The sequence below is a fragment of the Agrobacterium sp. 33MFTa1.1 genome (assembly GCF_004328495.1).
GTDB classification, from domain to species: Bacteria; Pseudomonadota; Alphaproteobacteria; order Rhizobiales; family Rhizobiaceae; genus Agrobacterium; species Agrobacterium pusense.
In genome coordinates this window covers 2,050,019-2,068,443 of record NZ_CP036359.1, presented here as the reverse complement: position 1 = coordinate 2,068,443, position 18,425 = coordinate 2,050,019, and the positions used below count along the sequence as shown (strand labels likewise).

Sequence of the window (18,425 nt, the reverse complement as noted above, 5' to 3'; positions counted from 1 at the left end):
TGGTGCCTTCGAGCACCATGTCCTGTCAATGTCAGGCATGGACAAGGGCCAGGCTTTGCAATCGGTCATCAATGCGCTGCAATCGGCACGTTTCCGTATCGATGCTTTGGATGAAAGCAATCGATAACGAATGTGCAGGATGAAACAAGCGTGGCTCTACCGACCATCTACCTCCTTCGTCACGGCGAAACCGTCTGGAACTCTCTTGGCCGGTTTCAAGGACAATTGGATTCACCTCTCACGCAGCGTGGCATCGAGCAGGCGGATCATGTAGCTCACTTGCTCCGCGAAACGCTCTGCAACGATGACCAGTTGTTCCAGATGCAGATCAGTCCGCTTGGGCGCGTGCGCCAGACCGCGGACCGCGTACAGGCCAAGGTGCCACTCCCGTATATAGAAGATGACCGACTGGTTGAGGTTACGACCGGCTCCTGGGACGGGATGACGCGATTTGAGATCGACAACGAGTTTCCCGGCCATCTTGACGGGACAAACGCGTTCGACTGGTATTTCGGGGCGCCAGACGGCGAAAGTTTCGATGACGCCTGCAAGCGCGCGACGTCATGGATCTGGGATATCCGGCATCCGACCATCGTCATTTCCCATGGTCTGTTCGGGCGGATCCTTCGCGGCGTGTTTCTCGGACTTTCAAAGCGGGAGATGCTCGAACTGCCCGTTCCGCAGGATGGATTTTACCGGCTAGACGATGGCAGGTGCGATCTCGTCACCGGTTCCCCGTCCATACCTGCACGTGTTCAATGACGGAGCACAGTTCGCTGTCCCAACGGACCGCGAGCAACGCGCAAACTGCTGACATCGACCTCGGCGCCGAAGCAGGCTCGACCCTTCGATCGATACGGAGAAACACATGCCGACACTTCAGGATATCTATCTTTCCTATCTCGACTGCCTCAACCGTCAGGCTTTCGATGAACTCGGAACCTTCGTCGCCGACAATGTCGAACACAACGGCCGACCATTCGGATTGTCGGGCTATCGCGACATGCTGGAAAACGACTTTGCCGACATTCCCGACCTGCGGTTCGAGGCAGAGATCCTTGTCATCGAGGCGACACGGGTTGCCGCCCGGCTTCCGTTCGATTGCATGCCCAAATCCACCTTCATGAGCCTTCCGGTCAATGGCAGGAGGGTTCAGTTCTGCGAGCATGTGTTCTACGAATTTGAGCACATGAAAATCCGCAGGGTCTGGTCGGTCATCGACAAGCCCGCAATCGAACGTCAGCTTGGCTGAGAGCCCTGGCCTTGCAAAGACATCGGCTGCCGGCAAAGGCCTGTAAAATTATCCTGACGAGCGCGAGCGCAAGCGACTTCCCACCGCGCCCGGGCAGCCTCGATTTTATGCAGACCGCTGCACGGATCGTAGGCGTTGCACAAAGGTTACATCATTTCTTAGGCAAAAGGCATATAAATGATCTCTCATGTAAGGGAGTTCAGAGACTATGAAGAAAATCGTATCGACTATCGCATTCGTGCTCGCGGCATCGACTGCAATGGCGGCCGATGCCGTATCAGAAGTACCTGCAGCCCCGGCAGCAGAGGTTGCGCCGCTGTTCAGCTGGACCGGATTTACCGCCGGTGTCCAGGCAGGTTACGGCTGGAACAACAATGACGCTTCGATCGTCGGCCTTCCCGGCGAAACGTCCGCAGACTTCGACGGCGCTCTCGCCGGCGGTTTCGTCGGCTTCAACTATGACCTTGGCAACAGCTGGGTCGTTGGCCTTGAGGCTGACTTCGAAAAGAACTGGGGCGATGATTCCGCCACCATTCTCGGCACAGGCTTCGACTACGGGTTTGACTGGCAGGGTTCGGTTCGCGGCCGGGTCGGATACGCATTTGACCGTGCACTGGTATACGGTACCGCAGGCTGGGCCTATGCTCGCGGCTATGCGGAAGTCCCGGGCATTGCCGACGTGAAGGAAACCTTCAATGGCTACACCGTCGGCGTTGGTCTCGACTATGCATTTACCGACATGGTGTTCGGACGCGTTGAGTACCGTTACACCGACTTCGGCGACAAGGATTTCAACTTCGGTGGCGCTGCAATCAACGCGGATGTCGACCAGCATGCAATCCGCGTCGGCCTCGGCGTAAAGTTCTGATCCACCTGGACAGCAACAACAAAAGCCCGGCCTTCGTGCCGGGCTTTTTCCTGTACCTTTTTAAAAGCGGCAGCAAGGAACCGGGGCCGGCAAGTGCGGGCAACCGGTTCGTCAGCGTATCCGCAGCACAATTACTGAACATGCCGACCAGGACCGAACGCGGACGGACACGTTCCTTCTTCCGCCAGCAGACGCTCAGCCGGTCTCATCCATGATCTTCCCTTTGAGCGAATCCTCAAGCAGTTGACGATCGGCACCACGCAGCGCCATCCGCGGCAATTGACGCCGCAGCAAGTCCCACAGCATCTGCGCATCCGTCCGCCGATTTTTGCAGTTGGTAGAGCATTCTCGTGCCACGCAGCACCTCCAGCAGCACCTAAAGTTCCCGTTCCTTCAAGGCCTTCTCGGAAACCGACCAGACCGAGAACCTGAAGAATCTCCGTTCCGACGCTTGTTCTGCACGGTGAAGACGACCAGATCGTTCCGATCGCCGACCTGCTGGCCCTCATCAAGGGCTGATACTTTTGTGACATCAGAATGTGGCCGATCATTCGGCCGCATTATTATTTGGGCGAGGCCAGATGGTGCCGCCAGGCGGTGCGACGGGAACCAAGGGTCAACTCGGAAGTTCACAAAACCCGCAGTGGCGTTCCGTTCAGCCATGCGACGAGATTGTCCACGGTATCTCGATAGAAAATCCGATATGAGTTTTCGGTAACAAACCCGATATGAGGCGTCGCGATCACATTGCCAAAAGTCCGAAGCGGATGATTACTGGGCAAAGGCTCATGATCAAACACGTCCACTGCAAGACCTGCGATCCTCTTGGTTTCCAGGGCAGCGATCAAAGCTCCTTCATCGACAAGCGGACCTCGTGACGTATTCACGAGCCAGGCTGTTGGCTTCATCAAAGCCAGCTGCTCCTGACCGATTACGCCCTTCGTTCGCTCCGACAGAACAAGATGCAACGTCACCCAGTCGGACTCGCGAAGAAGCGTCTCTTTTTCAACCCGTCGCACACCGGCAGCTTCTGCCGCCTCATCGGTCAGATTCTGGCTCCAGGCGATCACGTCCATACCGAAAGCAAGCCCGACCTTTGCGATCTGGCGGCCGATCCTGCCCAGACCGATGACACCCAGCGTGCTGCCCGAAAGGTCGCGCCCGACCGTGGTTTGCCAGCCACCACTCCGAAACGAGGCAATTTCTGTGGAAATATGGCGTGCCGCCGCAAGGATGAGTGCCCAAGTCAGCTCCGGGGCGCCCGATCCGTTCGCACCCGTCGCCGAAACAACGATGCCAAGATCACGGGCCGCGGCAAGGTCGATTGAGGCGTTGCGCCCTCCAGTCGTTGCGATGAACCGCAGGTTCGGCAGGCGCTTGAGAACACGTCGCGGCAGCGGCGTCCGTTCGCGCATGACGCAGACAGCATCGAACGGCAAGAGACGATCAACCAGGCGTTCTTCGTCCGCGATGTGGTCATTGAAGATCGTGATTTCGGCACAGTCTTTCAATGGCGACCAGTCGGCGCTGGTGATCGCCACATTCTGGTAATCATCCAAAACCGCGATATTTCTTACGTCATGGCGGCTCATGAGACGACGCCACCGATTTTGACGATAAGCTTGCCGAAATTCTTGCCTTTCAGCATGCCGATGAAGGCGTCAGGAGCATTCTCCAATCCATCGACGACATCCTCGCGGTACCTGATCTCGCCGCTAGCGACCCTTGGGCCAATCTCCGCGAGAAAGTCATTGAAATGATCGGCCGCAAATTCAGTCTGGATGAAACCTCGAACGAGAAGGCTCTGTCTCAGGATCGCCGACATCGTTGCCGGAAGACGGTCTGTCTGCGACGAGTTTGCACCGTTATATTGAGAAACGAGGCCGCAGACGGGAACACGCCCGAACTGGTTTAGAAGAGGCAGTACCGCATCCCAGACGCGTCCTCCGACATTCTCGAAATAGACATCAATCCCGTTTGGAGAGGCCGCGTTCAGATCGCTGACAAAATTCTCCGAGCGATGATCAACCACGCTGTCGAAGCCAAGTTCATCCTTCACGAATGCACATTTGTCGGGCCCACCGGCTATACCGACTGCCCTCGCCCCGTAAAGCTTTGCAAGCTGTCCGACCATGGAACCAACGGGGCCAGAGGCTGCAGCGACAGCAACCGTCTCACCCTGCTTCGGTTTGCCAATGAACTTCAGACCACTCCATGCAGTAAATCCCGGCATGCCAAGGACGCCGATCGCGGTCGTGACCGGCGCGCCGTGCGTCTCGACCTTTCGTAGCAAGTCCCCATTGATGACCGCCCCCGTACACCAACCGGTCCGCCCGCGCACGATGTCGCCGGGCGCAAAACCGTTGTGCCGTGACTTCACCACCTCGCAGATCGTCTCGCCTTCCATGATACCGTCGATGGGTACAGGCGCCGCGTACGATTTGGCATCGCTCATACGCCCACGCATGTAAGGGTCGAGCGAAAGATAGAGAACGCGGACCGTGACATCGCCCTCGGCTGCTTCGCGCAGCTCGGCATCCTCAAGGCGGAAATTTTCATGCGATGGTTCTGCCAAGGGTCGGCTTGCCAGCACAATACGTTTTATCGTCATCATAAGGTTCGTTCCTCGTTTATTAGCCCAAGTCTTGGGCCGCCCTCGGCTTGGATATTCCACCGCTTCTCGAACTCCACGGGTGGCGGCATCCCATTCCTGATGTGCTTGCGTTTTGGGTTGTAGATCATTTTGATGTGCGGCGCTGCCTAAAGAACCGGTGATAATTGCCGGAACTCAGTCAAACCAGCAAAAATGACTGCGTTGCTTTTTCGCAAATCTCGTCATTTGATGTGAGTCCGACGCGGATTGGGGGCGCATATGGACGGTACGCATCTCTTCGAACTCGTGATCGCGATGTTTCTCGCCATCATCGTGCTGCACTACATCGCACATCGCATGGGCCTGCCGCCATCGGTAGCGCTACTGGTGGGCGGGGGAACGCTGGCGTTCCTTCCCGGCTTGCCCACGATCGCTGTCAATCCGGAACTGGTTCTTGTTATCTTTCTACCGCCACTGCTTCTCGACGGAGCGTGGTCGATCGCCGTCGATCGCCTGAAACGACACGTCTTCGGAATTGCATCTCTCGCGATCGGTGCAGTGCTGTTCACGACAATCGTCATCGCGGTCGTTGTCCACCTCCTGATGCCGTCTCTGCCATGGGCGGCCTGCGCAGCCCTTGGCGCCATCGTCTCACCTCCGGACGCCGTGTCAGCCCGTGCCGTGCTGGAAAGGGTTAAGATTCCGAGGCGTCTGCAAATCCTTCTTGAAGGTGAGAGCCTTCTCAACGACGCCAGCGGGCTCGTGCTCTTTCGTTTTGCTGTAGCGGCTGCGGCCGGAAGTACATTCAGCACCACCGACGCGATCGGCACCTTCATTTTTCTGGCCCTTGGAGGCGCCGCAACCGGCGTGGTCGTTGGCTTCGCATGGGTAAAGCTCGTCCGGCACCTTGGCGACGAGTACCTCATCATTGCCGCCACCGCAATCTTGTCATGGATCGCCTATCTTTTGGCGGAACAGATCCATGCGTCCGGTGTAATCGCCACCGTAACGGCCGGGCTGATAGCGTCATGGCATCAGCACACCGTCTTTTCTGCGGCGACGCGAATGCGCGGCACCTCATTCTGGAACGTCCTTGTTTTCCTGATGGAGGCTATGGTTTTCATCCTGATAGGACTATCGCTGCGGGACGTCGTTGAACGTGGCGGCGGCTTTGGCTCACTGGTTGGTTCGATGGCACTCCCCGCGGCCGCAATCCTCGTTTCGCTCGTCATCGCGCGGTTCGTGTGGATATTCACATCGGATCTGGTCATCAGGTTTTTTCACGGGGTCAAGGTCGCTCGCTCGACGCCCCTCGGAGCAGGAGGGGTGACGGCGCTCGGCTGGGCAGGCATGCGCGGCGTCGTGACGCTGGCACTTGCGCTCAGCCTGCCGGAGGATTTTCCCGGACGTGACTTCATTCTGGTCATGGCATTCGCGGTTATCGTGGGAACCGTTCTCATACAGGGAACGACGCTTGGGTGGATTATCGCCTGGGCGGGGCTTGGCAATATCGAACCGGAGCGCGCACCGATGACGATGAGTGAGGCTGAAGCCGCCATGGCGCAGGTCCAGCTCGCAGCCGTTCAGGGGCTTGCCTACGACGAAAGTGGGGAACTCATCCATCCCCAACTCCTGAAGAGATACGAACACCGGCTGGCAGCAAGTGTCAGATACGCCGAAAGTACCGAGAAATATTCGCCACTTCTTCATGCCCACTTCGATGTCGTTCTTCAGGCTGTCGCCGCCGGCAGAAAGGAACTTATTCGTCTGCGACGCGAAGGAAAGATCGACGATGAAACTCTAAGGGAGCTTGAGCATGATCTCGATCTTGAAGAGCTCGGCGCAATTTCTGCGAAGGCGTGACTGGCTGGATGCTTTCCAACTTAAGGAAACCAGCACCTATAAGCAGCAGGAAGCCAAGGAAAGCATCGCAACGGTAGTGCCGCGTCAGGATCAGCCCTGAAGAACACCATAATCAATGCAACCACTCGCAACGATAGGCTAGGACCGGCTTGGCGAAGCCTTTAAGCCTGTATCGATGGCCATATACGGGGACATCGGCGCTGCCATATTCCTGCAGGGTCTTGTCCGATATCAGGATCTGATCGCTATGGGCGGCAGCACAAAGCCTTGCAGCCAGTTGAACGGTCGTGCCGAAGAAATCATTGCTGTCTTCAACCGGCTCACCACAATCCAGCCCGATGCGGATGTGAATGGGTTCGCCCCTGTCGCTGTTGTAGCGATGGAAGGCGCGCTGAATATCGATTGCACAGTCGACTGCAAATGGCGTGGAGGAGAACACTGCCATTATGCCGTCCCCGGTGTGCTTTACCTCCCGTCCTGACCGTCTTACCAGACAGCCACGCACGAGCGCATCATGCGCGCGGACGAGTTCAGCTGCCATACGATCGCCCAGGCGAGCGGTCATTTCGGTTGAACCGACGATGTCAGTGAAAAGTATCGCACGGTGGCCAGCATCCATGTGTTTGGGGGCAGGCTCGAGCGGCGTCGGGTCCTGTATTCGCCCGAGAAACGCCTCCACAGCCGACAGAGCGACTTCCACAACTTCGCTGGCGACGAAACCGTGCGCTTCGCGGTGCACGCATTGCGCGGTTTCAGCATCCGGCGCATCCATGAGGCAGAAGGCGGTACCGCGCCTTTCATCGAACCAGTAGGTTAAAAACCTGACGCCATACCGGTCCTGAATGTCGATATCCTTAAGATGCGCGGCGGCAATATCGGCCGCAGAAACTCCGGCGAGCTCATGCCGGTCCATGAAGATAGGCATTGTTTCCTCCCGAGAGTATGTCGTTGCCTCATCTGGCGGCCAGATTACGACGTCACCGATTGACCGTCCACCGTTCATACGGGTGACGTGGAAAACATAGAAGCACCGAAAGAGCGATACTCATTCGCATTATATCAGGGGGTGGAGGTGCTGCGCGACTTTCGTCACCTGCGTTTGACCATGCGGCGGAGCAACGAGCCGGACCGGGCCTTCCTCGGAATGAGGTGGATATCGCTGACCAGCTTCGCGCCACCTTCCCGGCGTTCCAGCGTAATCTTGCGGCTGTGGAAGGCCTCCAGCTCAGCGCGATGTGCCACGCTGATGATCGTAGCATCTGGTAATTCGTCGATGACCGTCTGCATCATCCTGTCCTGGCTTTTTTCATCCAGGGCGGCGGTCGCTTCATCCATGACGATGATATCGGGATCGTTCAGCAGCAGGCGGGCAAAGGTGAGACGCTGTTTTTCACCACCGGAGAGCGTCTGGTCCCACGGCGCCTCTTCTTCCACCTTGTCCTTGAGGTGGCCGAGACCGACCTTGTCGAGAGCTGCGCCGATCTCGTCGGCAGTCCAGCTCTCCGCTGCCTGCGGATAACAGACCGCCCGACGAAGCGTTCCGGACGGAATATATGGCCGCTGCGGCAACATGAACAGCCGGCTACCGGCACGAAAACTGACGCTGCCGCCGCCCCATGGCCACAGGCCGGCGATTGCCCGCACGAGCGTGCTTTTTCCGGATCCGGATTCACCTGCGACGAGCACCCGCTCGCCGGGTCCGATTTCGACATCGGTTTCCTTAACGACAGCAGTACCATCGCCCAGCGAAACGGATACATCCTTGAGGCTCAGCATCGTCTCACCCTCCGTTTCACCGCGCACGATCCGGCCGAGCGTATCGCTCTGTTCGGCCCGCTCGAGGCCGTCAAGCGACATCATCAGCGATGCGACACGCCTTGCGCAGGCATTCCAGTCCGCCAGCCGGGGATAGTTATCGACCAGCCAGCCGAAGGCGGACTGAACGATGGTGAAAGCCGATGCCGCCTGCATGACCTGGCCCAGCGACATGCTTCCGTCGAGGAACTTCGGCGCGCACAGCAGGACCGGAACGACGGGCGCAATCAGCATCGATCCATGCGACACGACGGTGGTACGCATATATTGCTGCGCCATTCGTTTCCACTGATGCCGGACATTGCGGAACCTGCTGTCGAGATCGCTTCGCTCTTCTTCTTCGCCACCCAGCAGCGCAATGCTCTCGCCATTTTCCCTCACACGGGTCAGCGTATATCGGAATTCCGCCTCGAGCTGGTTCTTGACTTCCGAGACTTTGACGAAGTTCCGGCCGATCCACGCAATCGAGCTTGAGGTTATAAGTGCGTAAATTACCGCTGCCACCACCAGAAAGCCGGGTATCGTTATCCAAACGCCGCCGATCGGCAACGTCAGCGCGCCGCCGATCGTCCACAGGACGACGATGAAGGTGGATGCCGATACGAAGGCGGCAATGACCCCTGCGACGAAATCCACCGGCGCTTCAGTGGCGATCCTCATGTCCTCCGACAGCCTCGCCTCCGGATTTTGATGGTCGCCGTCAATCAGGTTAAGCTGGTAATAGCGGCCATTTGCAATCCACCGGGAGACCAGCACCTTCGTCAACCAGGAGCGCCAGCGCCGCTGGATCCGCATCCTGACATAGACCTGCGATGTTACGATCAGGACGCTGCCCAGAACCAGCGGCGGGAATATGGAAGCGAGAAAATAGACCGTGGACGCATCCCGTTTTTCAATCGCGTCGAAGATGCCACGATTCCAGACGTTGACACCGTATTGGAAAGCGACATTGATGCCGATCATCACCAACAGGCCGATGGAGAACGGCCATGCCAGCCCGTCGCCACGGCGGCTCCAGAAGCCGCGCGCGCTGATCCAGAAGCGTTTCAGCAGATATTTTTTGCGGGCCTTCTCGGCTTCCTCGGGCGTCAGGCCCTCAGCAGGTTCGATTTCCTCCGGCGGCAGCGGCTCATCGGCTGCATTCTCGACATGTACTTTCCCTGCACCATTCTTGCCGGTGCCATCGGCTCGTTTCGAATTTGCGTCAGCATCGGTCATGGACGGCTAAACGGATGGCGGTTTGAAAGGTTGCCCGCCGGCAAAGATTTCCCGCGGGCAGAAAGGCGCACGACCCCCGGACACATCCCTGCGTCAACGCACGCGCCTGCGTTGTGCGCCGCACAAATTTGGACAAATAGGCATGAAATTCGGACTTTTAGATACATATCATCCAGCAAAATTCCTTTAAAACTCTCCCAACTCAAGGAGAGATACCATGACCGACACCACATCAGAGTTTGACGGGACAACAATGTCCCTCGACATCGAGGAGCAACCCGCGTGGACAGCCGCCACATGGTTCGCGGTTCTTTCGATGGCGGCCACCAGCTTTGCGCTGGTATCGGCCGAGTTCCTGCCGGCGGGACTGTTGACGCCGATGGCGCGTGACCTCGGTATCACCGAAGGGACCGCCGGACAGGTCGTCACGGCCACGGCATCCGTCGGCGCAGTGACGGCGCTGTTGAGCAACGTCCTCATCGGCAGGCTGAACCGCAAGACCGTGCTTGTCGGTCTGAGTGCACTGGCGATCGGCTCAAACCTTCTTGCTTCCTTTGCAACCGATTTCTGGCTTCTGTTGCTGGGCCGGGCCGGGCTCGGGATTGCTCTCAGCGGGTTCTGGGCGCTTTCGGTTGCCGTCGTGGCAAGGCTTGTCGGCGCAAATGCGACCGGGCGCGGCATGGCTATCGTTACCCTCGGCGTTTCGCTCGCCACAATCGCCGCGCCTTCGATGGGAGCCCTTATCAGCGACTGGCTGGGATGGCGCACGGCAATGTCGATGACGGCAGGGCTTGCCGTCATTGCCATGCTGCTGCAAATCCTCAGCCTGCCGTCGCTGCCTGCAAGCACCAGTAACAGCCTTTCCGATGTTTTCCGGCTGACGCGGCGGCGTAGCGTTCAGCTGGCCATGCTCGCGATCCTCCTGCTCATGACGGGACATTTCGCCGGATCGGTCTATGTCCGTCCCTTCCTCGAGCAGGTGACGCTCCTCGGTACAACGCCGATTGCTCTCGCACTGCTTGGATTTGGCGTCGCCTCGGTGATTGGCAACGTCGCGGGTGGCCGGATGGCTGATGCCAGTATCCGTCTCGCACTCATCGTCACCGCCGCGCTGATGGCATTTGCAACGATTTCCCTGGTTCTTTGGGGCGTCCATACCGGTGCCGCATTTGCTCTCGTCGCCCTTTGGGGCCTTGCCTTCGGCATGGCGCCTGTCGTGCTGCCGACCAACCTTTCCCGGGGCGCGCCGGATGCGCTGGAGGCGGCAGGCAGCCTGATGGTCGTTTCTTTCCAGGTGGCCATCAGCATCGGTGCAGTGTTCGGCGGCTATATCGTCGATTCCTACGGCGCCACCGCGCCGCTGGCTCTGACCGCGATCCTCGCGACATCCACCGTCGCGCTCGCGCTGCTACAGCGCGCCGATTGATATGTGTGTGCCGGCGCTTCCCTCGCCGGCACAATCGCTGCTACGATCTGATACATAAATCCCGGTTTCAGGAAACATGCCGGATACCTGCCGCGCAGATCATCGTCTGATCGTTTTCGGATCAGGCAGGATTTGTCATGAAGAACCAGATTTTCTTTGCCGTCACTCTTGCAGTTGCGGCAGCAGGTTTCGGAGCCGCTTATTCAAGCCTTGCGGACAGCCCGCCGGAAAACGCCTCACCCCTCTATGGCGTTACGCTTCCCGAGGGATATCGAGACTGGCGCTTCATCGCTCCCGCACAGGAAGCGCCGCCGCTCGATGAGCTTCGTGCCGTTCTGGCAAACGACATCGCCGTGAACGCTTACAAGAGCGGAACCCTGCCCTTCCCTGATGGCTCGATACTGGTGAAGCTTGCCTACAAGCGGCAGCAATCCGCGGAATTTCCACCAGCCACGGTGCCGGGCGCGGCAACCACCGTGCAGGTGATGGTCAAGGACTCCAGGAAATATCCTGACAGCCATGGCTGGGGCTTCGGGCGCTTCGTCAACGGCAAACCGGTCGATACCGCACAGCACGAGACTTGCCTTTCGTGTCATGTCGGCAACGTCAAGGACCACGATTTCGTTTTCACACGATACGCGCCCTGACGAGCAAAGGGCCACGCCGCCGTTACCCTTCATGGTCGACGGTCCGTCCGCTCGCCTACACTCCCATACAAAATCACCCACACACCGACACATCAGAGATACGCGACGCCGGGAAGGTGGCGCCATTACCGGCTCACCTTCGCCGCCCGGTGCCCCTAATCCCAGCTGAAAGGAAAAGATAATGACGCTTCTGGTCGTTGCCTATCTCGGGGGCGTGCTGACAATTCTCAGCCCCTGCATCCTGCCTATTCTTCCCTTCGTCTTCGCGCGGGCCGGCCAACCGTTCCTGCGCAGCACGCTGCCGCTGCTCGCCGGAATGTCGATCACCTTTGCCGCCGTTGCGACGCTCGCTGCCATCGGCGGCAGCTGGGCGATCAACGCCAACGAATATGGCCGGCTCGCCGCCCTTTCAATGCTCTCCCTTTTCGGAATTGGGCTGATGTCACCGAAGTTCGCCTCTGTCCTGTCCCATCCGGTCGTTGAATTCGGCAACCGACTTGCCAATGCCGCCGGCAAGCCCGATGCCGCCCCGACGGTCACTGGCTCCCTGCTGCTCGGCATCGCCACCGGGCTCCTGTGGGCGCCCTGCGCCGGCCCAATCCTCGGGATCGTGCTGACCGGTGCGGCCCTGAAGGGCGCCAATCTGGAAACCAGCCTGCTGCTTTCCGCCTATGCCGCCGGTGCTGCGACATCGCTTGCCGTCGCCGTCCTCATCGGAGGCAGGGTGTTTGCGGCGATGAAGCGTTCCCTCGGTTTCAGCGAGCGTGTTCGCCGGGCAACCGGGGCAGCGGTGCTGGCAGGCGTTGCCGCCATCGCCCTTGGACTGGACACCGGTTTTCTATCGCAGATTTCCTATGCCAGCACGACATCGTTCGAACAGCACGTTCTTGATCGTCTCGACGCCGCCAGAGGGCCCGAACAGAAGGTCGAAGTAGCGAAGAAATCCGCAGCCACAGCGCCGGACGGTGACGCTGCCACCATGCGCCCGGCACTGCCGGTTGAAGGCCCCGCGCCGTCCCTCGATGGTGCTGTCGAATGGCTGAACTCCCCGCCGCTCGCCCGTGAAGACTTGCGCGGCAAGGTCGTGCTCATCGACTTCTGGACCTATTCCTGCATCAACTGCATCCGCACCCTTCCTTATGTGCGTGCCTGGGCGGAGAAGTACAGGGATCAGGGTCTCGTCGTCATTGGCGTGCACGCGCCCGAATTTGCCTTCGAAAAGAAGATCGACAATGTCAGACAGGCCGTCGCCGGCTTCAAGATCGAGTATCCGGTAGCAATCGACAATGATTACAGGATCTGGCGCGCCTTCGATAACAGCTACTGGCCAGCGCATTACCTGATCGATGCCAAAGGCCAGATCCGTTACCACCATTTCGGTGAGGGAGACTACAGGGAGACCGAAGAGGCGATTCAGGATCTGCTGCGCGAGGCGGGCAGCACCGGCGCATCCGCCACCGAGACTGTGACGCCTGAGACAAAGGGGGCTGAAGCCGGCGCGGACATGAGCCACATGCTCTCCGGCGAAACCTATGTAGGCTACCGTCAGGCGCGAAGCTTTGCATCGAACGAGACAATACGTGCAGACGCGCCCCAAGACTATTCGGTCACGGCGCCTGCCCTCAATGAATGGGGGCTCTCCGGCGAATGGACGGTTGGCGCGGAAGCGGCCACCCTTGATGCGGCCAAAGGCGGTATCACCTACCGCTTCAGCGCCCGTGACCTGCATCTGGTGCTGGGTCCGATTGATTCCGGAAAGCCGGTCCGTTTCCAGGTGACCGTGGATGGCCATCCGCCGGGTCCTGATCATGGCGCCGATACGGATGCCAATGGCAATGGCGTCGTCACATCAACCCGCCTTTACCAGCTCGTTCGCCAGTCCGGCACCGTGACAGCAAAAACCTTCACCATCCGCTTCCTCGACCCCGGTGTGCAGGCCTACGCCTTCACCTTCGGTTGACCCGTTTTTATCCGGCCACATGAAAGGAATAACACGATGCATCATCGTCTCATGCCAAGATTCGCGCTCGCCTTTGCAACCGCGCTGATTGCGTTTGCCGCACAGGCAGCGGAGGTAAAGAATATCGTCATCGTCCACGGGGCGCTTGCAGATGGTTCTGCCTGGCGCAAGGCAACGGACATCCTCGAAAGCCGTGGTTTCAACGTCACCATCGTCCAGGAACCCATCACCTCGCTTGCCGATGATGTGGCAGCAACAAACCGCGTGCTCGATCTCCAGCAGGGCCCCAGCCTGCTGGTCGGACACAGCTACAGCGGCATGGTGATTTCGGAAGCTGGCAATCGGCCCGATGTGGCGGGGCTGGTGTATGTCGCCGCCTTCCAGCCGGAAAAGGGAGAGAGCCTTCTTGACCTCGCCACAGCAAAACCACCCGCCGGAAGCGGCATAAAGCAGACGAAGGATGGCGCCTTCCTCTATCTGGATCCGGCGGTCTTTGCGCAGGATTTCGCCGCCGACCTGCCCCGCGACGAGGCTGCCTTCATGGCCAAAAGCCAGGTCTTCGCCGCCAAGGCAGCCTTCGCAGCCAAGTCGGGCGAACCAGCCTGGAAAACAAAGAAAAGCTGGTCGATCATCGCGACGCAGGACAGGTCGATCAACCCCGATCTCGAGCGTGACATGGCAAAGCGCGCCGGCAGCGCGGTGACCGAGATCGCCGGGAGCCACGCAGTCTTCGCATCCAAGCCCGAAGAGGTCGCAGACGTCATCACAGAGGCTGCCCGGCGGTCCGCGAAATAAACACGGATCTGGTGGAACGCCACCACAGCCGCTCCTGACATCGGGAGCGGCTGATCTGCATTCAGAGGGCAAGCTGAATGTATCAGTCTGTATATAGAAGGCTCGCTGCTACAAAACCATTCACATCAGGTTCGCCCGGGACACATCGGGGATACACGTACAGCGTTAACTGCCTGTCATCCAAAAAGGACAGGAGAGACGAGAATGAATTCCGAGATCAATTTCCAGCGCCGCCGGTTCTTCGGCATTGCCGCAATGACTGTTGCCGCCGTAGAGTTCGGCGCGGCGGGCCTGGCCCAGGCCAAAGGCGAGGCGCCTTCAGCTACCCCGTCAGCACCAACAGGCGAAAAAACGTCCTTTGGGCCCCTGAAGCAGGTCAAAGCGGGTGTACTCGATGTCGGTTACGCCGAAGCCGGGCCCGAGGAGGGCCCGGTCGCTCTGCTGCTGCACGGATGGCCTTATGACATCTACAGCTATGTTGACGTTGCGCCCATCCTCGCTTCGGCAGGATATCGCGTGCTTATTCCCTATCTGCGCGGATACGGCACCACACGTTTTCTTTCTGATGAAACGGCACGCAACGGGCAGCAGGCAGCACTCGCGGTTGACATGATCGCCTTTCTCGATGCCCTTGGCGTGAGACAGGCCGTCGTGGCGGGCTATGACTGGGGCGCTCGCACGGCCGATATCATGGCGGCACTCTGGCCCGAGCGCTGCACCGGCCTCGTGTCGGTCAGCGGCTATCTGATCGGCAGTCAGGAAATCAACAAAAAGCCACTTCCGCCCAGGGCGGAACTTTCCTGGTGGTATCAGTTCTACTTCGCGACGGAACGCGGCCGTGCGGGTTACGCCGCGAATACCCGCGACTTCGTTCGCCTGATCTGGCAAACGGCCTCCCCGACCTGGAAATTCACCGACGAAACCTTCAATCGTTCCGCTTCCGCGTTTGACAATCCCGACCACGTGGCGATCACCATCCATAATTACCGCTGGCGGCTGGCACTTGCCGAAGGCGAAGCCAAATATGACGACTACGAGCGCCGGCTTGCGAAACTTCCCCTCATCACGATCCCGACGATCACGCTGGAAGGTGACGCCAATGGCGCACCGCATCCGGACCCCTCCACTTACGCATCAAGGTTTTCGGGCAAGTACCAGCATCGCAATATCAGCGGCGGCATAGGGCACAACCTGCCGCAGGAAGCGCCCGAGGCATTCGCCAAGGCCGTTCTCGACGTCGCAAAGCTTTAGGCTTGCCGAAGCCCGCGAACCGTTGTCTTACTGCTGTTGGCAGCGGGCAATGCAGTAGCGGGCCACTGAAACGTCCGCACGATGAAGGCATCCAATGGAACATATCGATCACATTCTCGTCGTGGACGACGACAGGGAAATCCGGGAGCTGGTTTCCAGCTACCTGAAGAAGAACGGCTTGCGAACAGCGGTGGCTGCCGACGGACGGCAGATGAGAAGTTTTCTTGACGGCAATACCGTCGATCTGATCGTGCTCGACGTGATGATGCCGGGCGATGACGGTCTGGTTCTCTGCCGTGAGTTGCGGGCCGGAAAGCACAAGGCCACGCCGGTTCTAATGCTGACTGCCCGCGATGACGAGATGGACCGGATCATCGGGCTCGAAATGGGCGCCGACGATTATCTGTCGAAGCCCTTCGCCGCCCGGGAGCTTCTCGCACGGATCAAGGCAATCCTGCGCCGCACCCGGATGTTGCCGCCCAATCTGCAAATCAGCGAAGCGGGGCAGCTCCTGACCTTTGGCGACTGGCGTCTTGACACGGTGGGCCGCCATCTGCTGGACAGGGACGGTACGACCGTGGCACTGAGCGGCGCTGAATACCGGCTTCTCAGGGTGTTCATCGATCATCCCCAGCGCGTCCTCAACCGCGACCAGTTGCTGAACCTCACACAGGGGCGCGATGCCGAAATCTTCGACAGATCGATCGATCTTCTTGTAAGCCGCGTGCGTCAGCGGCTGGGAGATGATGCGCGGGAACCCACCTACATCAAGACGGTGCGTGCGGAAGGTTATGTCTTTTCCGTTCCGGTGGAGATTTCGGAGCCAAGGGCATGAAAGGCCGGCATCTGATTGCCGGCTGGTGGCCACGCTCGTTGCGGTCCAGACTCTTTCTCATCCTGCTTGCCGGGCTTGCCATTGCCTACGGGTTGTCGTTCAGCATCCTCTTTGCCGAACGGTATATGTCTGCCAAAGCAGTCATGCTCGGGACACTGGAGCAGGACCTTGCGGTATCCATCGCCATCATAGACCGCCTGCCTGCGGAAGAGCGGGCGGGATGGGTGAACCGCCTCGGCCGCAGCAACTACCAGCTCATACTCGGTCCGGGCCTTCCCGGCGTCGCCGACATGTCCGGGCGCGGGGCAGAAATCGCGCAGAGGATCGAAGAGGCCGCCGGGCACCGGTTTCCGGTCAGGGTGGAATCCATTCCCGGCGACGGCAAGAGGCTTCAGGCTCATCTGACGCTGTCGGACGGCTCGCCCCTGACAATTGACGTAACACCACGGGGTGTCATGCCCATCGCCGAATGGCTGCCCTACGTCTTCGCCGCACAAATGGCGCTTCTCCTCCTCTGCACCTGGTTTGCCGTGCGGCAGACGACCAGACCCCTCAGCGCGCTGGCAGCCGCGGCGGAAGCGCTCGATCCGGGGGAGAAGGGGTTGCCGATGAGTGAGAGCGGCCCGAGCGAAGTTGCCCACGCGGCTCGTGCATTCAACGCCATGCGCGATCGCGTCGCACAATATCTTGAAGAACGCGTGCAAATCCTCGCGGCGATTTCACACGACCTGCAGACGCCCATCACTCGAATGCGGCTGCGGGCCGATATGGCTGATGATACGCCGGAAAAGGAAAAGCTGGTAAGTGACCTGCGTGAAATCGAACGTCTGGTGCAGGACGGGATCGCTTATGCGCGCAGCGCCCACGGCAACGGCGAGAAGTCCTCTCGCATCGATCTGGCATCCTTCATCGACAGCATCGCCTACGACTATCAGGATACCGGAAAGGCGGTCACGGTTTCAGGCATTGTGCGCGGCACGGCGTCTACAAAACCGCACGCATTGCGACGGATACTCACGAATTTCATAGATAACGCCCTCAAATTTGCTGGCAGTGCCGAAATAAAAGTGGATCGGCATGCTGAAGGCGCCGTTGTCATCACGGTGCTCGACAAAGGACCGGGCATTCCCGACGAGATGCTGCACAACGCCATGCAGCCATTCTTCCGGATTGAAACATCGAGAAATCGCGACACGGGCGGAACGGGCCTCGGGCTTGCGATTGCGCAGCAGCTTGCCGGAACGATCGGCGGCGCGGTACGCCTCTATAACAGGCAGGGTGGCGGGCTGGCGGCCGAGGTTTCTTTTCCCTCACACGAAGGCAGGCCGAGCACCTCGTAACGCGCCGATACGTTTCGATACAGTTTCGCGTTTTCCGGAAACATGGCCGATACGCTGATCCCTCACAAAGCTCCTATCGCAAAACGCCGCGGCAGCGGCAATCAAAGGAGCCTCCCATGACCAGAATCGAGATTGTTCTTTATACGGGCAAGACCCGCACGACCGGCGGCCGTGACGGATCGGCGCAAAGCGACGACGGCGCGCTTTTTATCAAACTCTCGCCTCCGGGCAGCGGCAAGCCGGGAACCAATCCCGAACAGCTTTTTGCGGCAGGCTGGTCGGCATGTTTCATCGGCGCAATGACAAAGGCAGCGGCCAGGCGCCAGCTTCGCCTTCCGGCTGACACCGCCGTCGATGCTGAGGTTGACCTCGGCACGACGGGTGGCGAGTTCTTCCTGCAGGCCCGCCTGTCCGTCAGCATGCCGGGCATCGATCGTGCCACGGCGCAGGCGATCGTCGAGGATGCGCACCAGATCTGCCCGTACTCCAAGGCAACGAGGGGAAACATCGATGTCACACTCAAACTCGCATAAACCGCTTTTCCGCCCGCGTTGGCTCGTCA

General features: G+C 59.3%; 16 protein-coding genes and 1 pseudogene. 13 read left to right on the top strand and 4 right to left on the bottom strand.

Going from position 1 to position 18,425, the window contains the following annotated elements; all coding sequences use genetic code 11:
• The first annotated feature begins 132 nt into the window (after positions 1-132).
• From EYD00_RS23280 to EYD00_RS23265, 4 genes and pseudogenes are all read left to right on the top strand, one after another.
• Entirely contained in the window at positions 133-762 is a 630-nt protein-coding gene (locus EYD00_RS23280; RefSeq protein ID WP_034497753.1) for a histidine phosphatase family protein, read from the top strand.
• A 106-nt stretch (positions 763-868) separates the two neighbouring features.
• Positions 869-1,252 (top strand): ester cyclase, encoded by a 384-nt coding sequence (locus EYD00_RS23275; RefSeq protein WP_034497755.1) that lies wholly within the window; start codon positions 869-871, stop codon positions 1,250-1,252.
• Positions 1,253-1,460: 208 nt separating this feature from the next.
• Positions 1,461-2,120, top strand: coding sequence for an outer membrane protein (locus EYD00_RS23270; RefSeq protein ID WP_022563966.1), 660 nt, complete (start codon positions 1,461-1,463; stop codon positions 2,118-2,120).
• 395 nt (positions 2,121-2,515) lie between these two features.
• Positions 2,516-2,615, top strand: a pseudogene (locus EYD00_RS23265) (alpha/beta fold hydrolase); the annotation flags it as partial.
• 134 nt (positions 2,616-2,749) lie between these two features.
• On the opposite strand, the gene EYD00_RS23260 reads toward EYD00_RS23265, so the two are convergent.
• Both EYD00_RS23260 and curA read right to left on the bottom strand, forming a co-directional pair.
• Positions 2,750-3,712, bottom strand: a complete 963-nt coding sequence (locus EYD00_RS23260; RefSeq protein WP_022563964.1) for a D-2-hydroxyacid dehydrogenase family protein — start codon at positions 3,710-3,712, stop codon at positions 2,750-2,752.
• Positions 3,709-4,734, bottom strand: a complete 1,026-nt coding sequence (gene curA, locus EYD00_RS23255) for an NADPH-dependent curcumin/dihydrocurcumin reductase (RefSeq protein ID WP_022563963.1) — start codon at positions 4,732-4,734, stop codon at positions 3,709-3,711. Before curA ends, EYD00_RS23260 begins: the two co-directional genes overlap by 4 nt.
• Positions 4,735-4,992: 258 nt before the next feature.
• Between curA and EYD00_RS23250 the strand changes: the two genes are divergently transcribed.
• Complete coding sequence (locus tag EYD00_RS23250) at positions 4,993-6,576, top strand: Na+/H+ antiporter (protein ID WP_022563962.1); 1,584 nt, start codon at positions 4,993-4,995, stop codon at positions 6,574-6,576.
• Positions 6,577-6,688: 112 nt separating this feature from the next.
• Here the strand turns inward: EYD00_RS23250 and EYD00_RS23245 are convergent, their stop codons facing one another.
• Positions 6,689-7,501 carry a nickel-binding protein gene (locus EYD00_RS23245; RefSeq protein WP_022563961.1) on the bottom strand — a complete coding sequence of 271 codons (813 nt, stop codon included), beginning with the start codon at positions 7,499-7,501 and terminating at the stop codon, positions 6,689-6,691.
• A gap of 164 nt (positions 7,502-7,665) precedes the next feature.
• Positions 7,666-9,609: an ABC transporter ATP-binding protein/permease gene (locus tag EYD00_RS23240; protein WP_022563960.1), complete on the bottom strand. Its 1,944-nt coding sequence runs from the start codon at positions 9,607-9,609 to the stop codon at positions 7,666-7,668.
• A gap of 217 nt (positions 9,610-9,826) precedes the next feature.
• On the opposite strand from EYD00_RS23240, the gene EYD00_RS23235 reads away from it, so the two are divergent.
• From EYD00_RS23235 to EYD00_RS23200, 8 genes are all read left to right on the top strand, one after another.
• Positions 9,827-11,035, top strand: a complete 1,209-nt coding sequence (locus EYD00_RS23235) for an MFS transporter (protein ID WP_034497759.1) — start codon at positions 9,827-9,829, stop codon at positions 11,033-11,035.
• Between the two features lie 137 nt (positions 11,036-11,172).
• Positions 11,173-11,682: a cytochrome P460 family protein gene (locus EYD00_RS23230; protein WP_022563958.1), complete on the top strand. Its 510-nt coding sequence runs from the start codon at positions 11,173-11,175 to the stop codon at positions 11,680-11,682.
• Between the two features lie 181 nt (positions 11,683-11,863).
• Positions 11,864-13,642 (top strand): cytochrome c biogenesis protein DipZ, encoded by a 1,779-nt coding sequence (locus EYD00_RS23225; RefSeq protein WP_022563957.1) that lies wholly within the window; start codon positions 11,864-11,866, stop codon positions 13,640-13,642.
• A gap of 36 nt (positions 13,643-13,678) precedes the next feature.
• Positions 13,679-14,437 carry an alpha/beta fold hydrolase gene (locus EYD00_RS23220; RefSeq protein ID WP_022563956.1) on the top strand — a complete coding sequence of 253 codons (759 nt, stop codon included), beginning with the start codon at positions 13,679-13,681 and terminating at the stop codon, positions 14,435-14,437.
• A 204-nt stretch (positions 14,438-14,641) separates the two neighbouring features.
• Complete coding sequence (locus EYD00_RS23215) at positions 14,642-15,688, top strand: alpha/beta fold hydrolase (RefSeq protein WP_022563955.1); 1,047 nt, start codon at positions 14,642-14,644, stop codon at positions 15,686-15,688.
• A gap of 94 nt (positions 15,689-15,782) precedes the next feature.
• Complete coding sequence (locus EYD00_RS23210) at positions 15,783-16,523, top strand: response regulator (RefSeq protein WP_034497762.1); 741 nt, start codon at positions 15,783-15,785, stop codon at positions 16,521-16,523.
• Positions 16,520-17,863, top strand: coding sequence for an ATP-binding protein (locus EYD00_RS23205; RefSeq protein ID WP_034497764.1), 1,344 nt, complete (start codon positions 16,520-16,522; stop codon positions 17,861-17,863). Before EYD00_RS23210 ends, EYD00_RS23205 begins: the two co-directional genes overlap by 4 nt.
• Before the next feature lie 116 nt (positions 17,864-17,979).
• Entirely contained in the window at positions 17,980-18,396 is a 417-nt protein-coding gene (locus tag EYD00_RS23200) for an organic hydroperoxide resistance protein (protein ID WP_034497766.1), read from the top strand.
• Positions 18,397-18,425: the final 29 nt, after the last annotated feature.

Bases quoted from the DNA above. Each gene is read 5' to 3' on its own strand.
- EYD00_RS23215 (WP_022563955.1), top strand. From the start codon at position 14,642: ATGAATTCCGAGATCAATTTCCAGCGCCGCCGGTTCTTCGGCATTGCC.
- EYD00_RS23250 (WP_022563962.1), top strand. From the start codon at position 4,993: ATGGACGGTACGCATCTCTTCGAACTCGTGATCGCGATGTTTCTCGCC.
- EYD00_RS23240 (WP_022563960.1), bottom strand. From the start codon at position 9,609: ATGACCGATGCTGACGCAAATTCGAAACGAGCCGATGGCACCGGCAAG.
- EYD00_RS23275 (WP_034497755.1), top strand. From the start codon at position 869: ATGCCGACACTTCAGGATATCTATCTTTCCTATCTCGACTGCCTCAAC.
- curA (WP_022563963.1), bottom strand. From the start codon at position 4,734: ATGATGACGATAAAACGTATTGTGCTGGCAAGCCGACCCTTGGCAGAA.
- EYD00_RS23210 (WP_034497762.1), top strand. From the start codon at position 15,783: ATGGAACATATCGATCACATTCTCGTCGTGGACGACGACAGGGAAATC.
- EYD00_RS23200 (WP_034497766.1), top strand. From the start codon at position 17,980: ATGACCAGAATCGAGATTGTTCTTTATACGGGCAAGACCCGCACGACC.
- EYD00_RS23260 (WP_022563964.1), bottom strand. From the start codon at position 3,712: ATGAGCCGCCATGACGTAAGAAATATCGCGGTTTTGGATGATTACCAG.
- EYD00_RS23225 (WP_022563957.1), top strand. From the start codon at position 11,864: ATGACGCTTCTGGTCGTTGCCTATCTCGGGGGCGTGCTGACAATTCTC.
- EYD00_RS23205 (WP_034497764.1), top strand. From the start codon at position 16,520: ATGAAAGGCCGGCATCTGATTGCCGGCTGGTGGCCACGCTCGTTGCGG.
- EYD00_RS23235 (WP_034497759.1), top strand. From the start codon at position 9,827: ATGACCGACACCACATCAGAGTTTGACGGGACAACAATGTCCCTCGAC.
- EYD00_RS23270 (WP_022563966.1), top strand. From the start codon at position 1,461: ATGAAGAAAATCGTATCGACTATCGCATTCGTGCTCGCGGCATCGACT.
- EYD00_RS23245 (WP_022563961.1), bottom strand. From the start codon at position 7,501: ATGCCTATCTTCATGGACCGGCATGAGCTCGCCGGAGTTTCTGCGGCC.
- EYD00_RS23230 (WP_022563958.1), top strand. From the start codon at position 11,173: ATGAAGAACCAGATTTTCTTTGCCGTCACTCTTGCAGTTGCGGCAGCA.
- EYD00_RS23220 (WP_022563956.1), top strand. From the start codon at position 13,679: ATGCATCATCGTCTCATGCCAAGATTCGCGCTCGCCTTTGCAACCGCG.